The 4,353-nt window shown below is 66.3% G+C and carries 3 protein-coding genes; 1 reads left to right on the plus strand and 2 read right to left on the minus strand.

All coding sequences use genetic code 11. The features are described 5' to 3' along the window. Positions 1-121 precede the first annotated feature (121 nt). Positions 122-565 (minus strand): CopG family antitoxin, encoded by a 444-nt coding sequence (locus ACRDSQ_RS10935; protein WP_431420741.1) that lies wholly within the window; start codon positions 563-565, stop codon positions 122-124. 2 nt (positions 566-567) lie between these two features. Further along, positions 568-834 (minus strand): hypothetical protein, encoded by a 267-nt coding sequence (locus tag ACRDSQ_RS10940; protein ID WP_431420742.1) that lies wholly within the window; start codon positions 832-834, stop codon positions 568-570. Between the two features lie 447 nt (positions 835-1,281). Here ACRDSQ_RS10940 and ACRDSQ_RS10945 point away from each other — a divergent pair, with 447 nt between their 5' ends. Continuing rightward, positions 1,282-4,344 carry a M14 family zinc carboxypeptidase gene (locus tag ACRDSQ_RS10945; RefSeq protein ID WP_431420743.1) on the plus strand — a complete coding sequence of 1,021 codons (3,063 nt, stop codon included), beginning with the start codon at positions 1,282-1,284 and terminating at the stop codon, positions 4,342-4,344. Positions 4,345-4,353 lie beyond the last annotated feature (9 nt).

Raw genomic sequence — 4,353 nt, forward strand, 5'->3', positions numbered from 1 at the left:
ACTAAAGCAGAGCGGGCCGCGACGGACAGAGGAGTCGCTTCGCGCGCAATTGCGGTCGATCGGCCACAGTCGACAGCGATCCAGTCGACAGCGCGGACTGCCTTCGGATTGATCGCGACTCTCACCGCTTCTCACTCATACGGCGCCCGGTCCTGCCGGCTACCTTCTGAGTCTCACGCGCCTTCGTCCCTTGCTTCCGCGCCCACTCACGAACCGAACGGACTTTGTCCGAACCATTGGGCTGATCCACAACGGCGGCCTCGATCCGGGCCAAGCGCTCGTTGATCTGCGAGAACTCTTCACTCTCGGCCAGGCGCACACCGTTGAGTGCATGTTCGACAATTTCTCGAACGAGCGCCGTATACCGCATTCCACGTGTTTGCGCGAGCGCCTTTAGAGCCTCGACAACGTCAGCAGGCAATCGGAGCGAGGTCGTCTTCATAGGACGCGGGTCAACCCACTTGCCTCGCTCCATCTCAGGCGAAGTGTCATGAGTGTCGTAGTAGGCGGCCAGTGCTTCGAGTTCTTCAACGGGCCGAGGAAGAGAATCATTTCCTTTTGTCATCGCTATTGCGCCTTCCTCTGGAAGGTCTTCTTCTCGCCGGGCGTCATGTCTCGGGCTGTGACGACGAACGCCTCACCGTCATCGTCGGCAGCAACGACAAACAAGTAGCGTCCTGCATACGTGCGACCGAAGATCAAGACAGTGTTGCCTTTCCCTTCGGTCTGCCAGTACGGACGTTCAAGGATCGCCTCCCTCACCTCGTCAAGAGTCACGTCGTGTCGTGCGATGTGGTCAACCGACCACTGGTTGTCCTTGACATCCCGGAACACTGACCAAGTGTAATACGAACGCATTACGCTGTCACCGATCTCTGGCTGCGGATCGGGAGTCACAGGCCCTCTGCCCGACTCGCCGCCGTGCGATGGCGGACTTCGTCCCACCCGGCCAGACGGCGCTGTGCATCTGGACATGCGGGTCAGCAACGCGATGGAGGACGACGGCCAGGAGCTCCCGCCGCTGCCGTAGGCCCCGATGGGTGGCCCGCTCCGATCGGCGGAGCGGGCACCACCGGACGCGGTTTCGCATTTCAGCCGAACGGGTGCAACAAAGGCCTGACCAGGGGCGATTTACAGGGCGCAAGAGCGTTCCTCCAACCCCCGGGGAGGCGCATCATGCGCTCAACGCGACGCGTGATGGTTGTACTTGCCACATTCACACTCACCCTCGCTCTGGCGCCACCATCGGCGGTTGCGCGGCCGTCGAATCCGGCGCTGGAGATGTACACGGTCGAAGGGCAGGCCGACACGATCTCGGAAGCCGCCCCCGGACTTGAGCTCGCGGCCTTACAGCGGACCCAGTCGGGCGTGCGGGCCGATGTCGTGCTGACCGAGGACCAGCGCGACAAGCTGGCCGCCTCGGGCGTGCAGGTCACCCTCAAACGCAATGCGCGAGGCCAGACGGTCAGCCAGCAGGCCGCCGCGCAGGCGGCGAACGGCTTCACCGTGTGGCGCTCCTGGGACGAACCCGGCGGCATCAGGGACGACCTGGTCGCGGTGGCGCGCGCGAATCCCCAGTTGGTCAAGCTCGTCACGCTCGGGCGGACGCATCAGGGTCGCGACATCATCGCGCTGAAGCTCACGCAGGGCGCGCGCGGCGTGCCCGACGGCTCCCGACCGGCGGTGCTCTATTCATCGCTGCAGCACGCGCGAGAGTGGATCAGCGCCGAGGTGAACCGCCGCCTGGTCCACCACTTCGTCGACCGCTGGCGGGCCAACGACGCGGAGATCAAGTCGATGCTCCAGAGGACCGAGCTGTGGTTCGTGGTCGTCGCGAACCCGGATGGCTACCAGTTCTCGTTCGACCACGAGCGCCTGTGGCGAAAGAACGCCCGCGACAACAACAACGACGGGCAGATCACCATCGGTGACGGCGTCGACCCCAACCGCAACTTCGACGAACACTGGGGCTACGACAACGAGGGATCGTCGCCGAACCCGGCCGACGAGACCTATCGCGGTCCGAACGCCGCATCGGAGCCCGAGACCCGCGCGATGCAGGGGTTGATCAACAAGGTCAAGCCGCGATTCCAGTCGAACCTGCACTCCTTCGGCGAGTGGCTGCTGTACCCGCAGGGCTGGCAGGTCGGTACGCCCGACGCCGACAACCCGCTCTACGTCGCGCTCGGCGGCACCGACGCCAACCCGGCCATCGCGGGCTTCGACCCCGGCCAGTCGGCCGACACGCTCTACATCACCAACGGCGAGACGACCGACTACGCCGACACGAACGGCGGCACCGTCGCCTTCACGCCCGAGTTGGGCGAGGGCGTCCCCGGTGCGGGCTTCGTGTTCCCGGACGACGAGACACTCATCCAGGCGGAATTCGTCAAGACGCTGCCCTTCCACCTGGGTCTCGCGAGGTCCGCGAGGAACCCCGCCGACCCGGTCTCACCGGTCGGCATCGAGGTCGAGCCGTTCTACCTCGACCAGGACGACATCGACCCGCAGAACGGCCAGCAGTCGCTGTTCGACTTCCGCTTCGCGGTCTCCTACGGCGACCCGCAGGAAGTTCGCGTGCTGGCCAAGCGCAAACTTGGCGCCGTCACGCTCAAGTACCAGATCGGCACTGGCGCGGTGCAGTCGAAACCGACGGCGGAGTGGGCCGGTGGCGAGCGCTACGGGCCGGGCAACGCCACCCATTTCCACGTCGTCAGCGGGCAAGTCACCGGCACGTCGCCCGGTGACAGCGTCCGGGTGTGGTTCGAGGGCGGCGGCCAGGTCAGCGACTCGTTCACCTACCAGGTGGCGTCCAACAGCGACCGCAGGGTGCTGATCGTGGCGGCGGAGGACTACACGGGCGCGTCGCCGGCGAAGCCGGGCGTCACGGCGCCGCAGTACCTGTCGTTCTACATGGACGCGCTGACCGCGAACGGCGTCGCCTTCGATGTCTACGACGTCGACGCCCGTGGCCGCACCGCGCCCGACAACCTCGGCGTGCTCAGCCACTATGACGCCGTCGTCTGGTACACCGGCGACGATGTCGTGACCCGCGAGCCCGGGTGGGGGCCAGGCAACGCTTCACGGCTGGCGATGCAGGAGTTGCTCGAAGTGCGTGACTTCGTCAACGACGGCGGGCGCGTGCTCTACACCGGGCAGCGTGCGGGCCAGCAGTACACGCAGGCTCTGGGCACGCAGCTCTACGACCCGTTCGAGAACCGGCAGTGCAGTTCGGACCCGGCTGTGCGGGCACGCTGCCTCGCGCTGTCCGGGTCCGGCAACTCGCAGGGTGACCCGATCGAGTACTTCTTCGGTGCGGCGATCACCACTCCCGGTGGCGGCAGCGACCCCAACACCGGGGACCCGTTCGCCATCAACGGGATCGACGACCCGCTGGCCGGTCTGACGATGACCATCAATGGCGCCGACAGCGCGCAGAACCAAGCGAGCAACTCGTCGTTCATCACCACCGGCGACTTCCTTGAGGTGACCGACCCGCAGGGCAGCTTCCCGCACCTGGAGAGCTGGCCCGCGGCCGAGTACCTGAGTGGCCTCGCGGGCCCGTTCGACCCGCACAGCGGGACCCAGTTCATGTGGTCGGACCGGGCCGACGAGGCGTACAAGCGCCTGTCGCGCACGGTCTCGGTGCCCGCGGGTGGCGCGACGCTGTCGTTCTGGACGAGCTACAACCTCGAACTGGACTTCGACTACTTGATCGTCGAAGCGCGCACGGTCGGACTGGACAACTGGACGACGCTGCCGGACGAGAACGGGCACACCTCGCCGGATCTGAGCAACGACCAGTCATGCCCGGGCGGGTGGAGCAACCCGGCCGACGCCGCCAACGTGCTGCACCCGTTCCTGACCCATTACCAGACGTTCGACCCGGCGACCGGGACGTGCGCCAACACGGGGACGACGGGGACCTGGAACGCCGCCAACGGAAGCTCCTCCGGCTGGCAGCAGTGGGCAATCGACCTCGGGGCGTACGCGAACCAGCAGGTCGAACTCTCCATCACTGCCCTGAGCGACTGGGGAGTGCAGCAGTTCCCCGGCGTCTTCATCGACGACATCGAGGTCTCGACCGGTGAGGGCTCCACCTCGTTCGAGGACGACGCCGACCCGATGGACGGCTGGACCGTTCCCGGCGCGCCGCAGGACCAGGCGGGCGTCGAGGGTCCGAACTTCAACGACTGGGTCCGCCGCGGCGGGCTCGGCATCAAGGAAGGAGCGGCGGTGGGGACCGCCGACACGGTCTACCTGGGCTTCGGTTTCGAAGGACTCACCGGAGCCGCCACCCGCAACACGGTTATGGACCGGGTGATCGACTACCTGCTCCGTTGAGGACACATC

The organism is Actinokineospora sp., assembly GCF_050699995.1.
Taxonomy (GTDB): domain Bacteria; phylum Actinomycetota; class Actinomycetes; order Mycobacteriales; family Pseudonocardiaceae; genus Actinokineospora.

Bases quoted from the DNA above. Each gene is read 5' to 3' on its own strand.
- ACRDSQ_RS10935 (WP_431420741.1), bottom strand. From the start codon at position 565: ATGACAAAAGGAAATGATTCTCTTCCTCGGCCCGTTGAAGAACTCGAA.
- ACRDSQ_RS10945 (WP_431420743.1), top strand. From the start codon at position 1,282: ATGTACACGGTCGAAGGGCAGGCCGACACGATCTCGGAAGCCGCCCCC.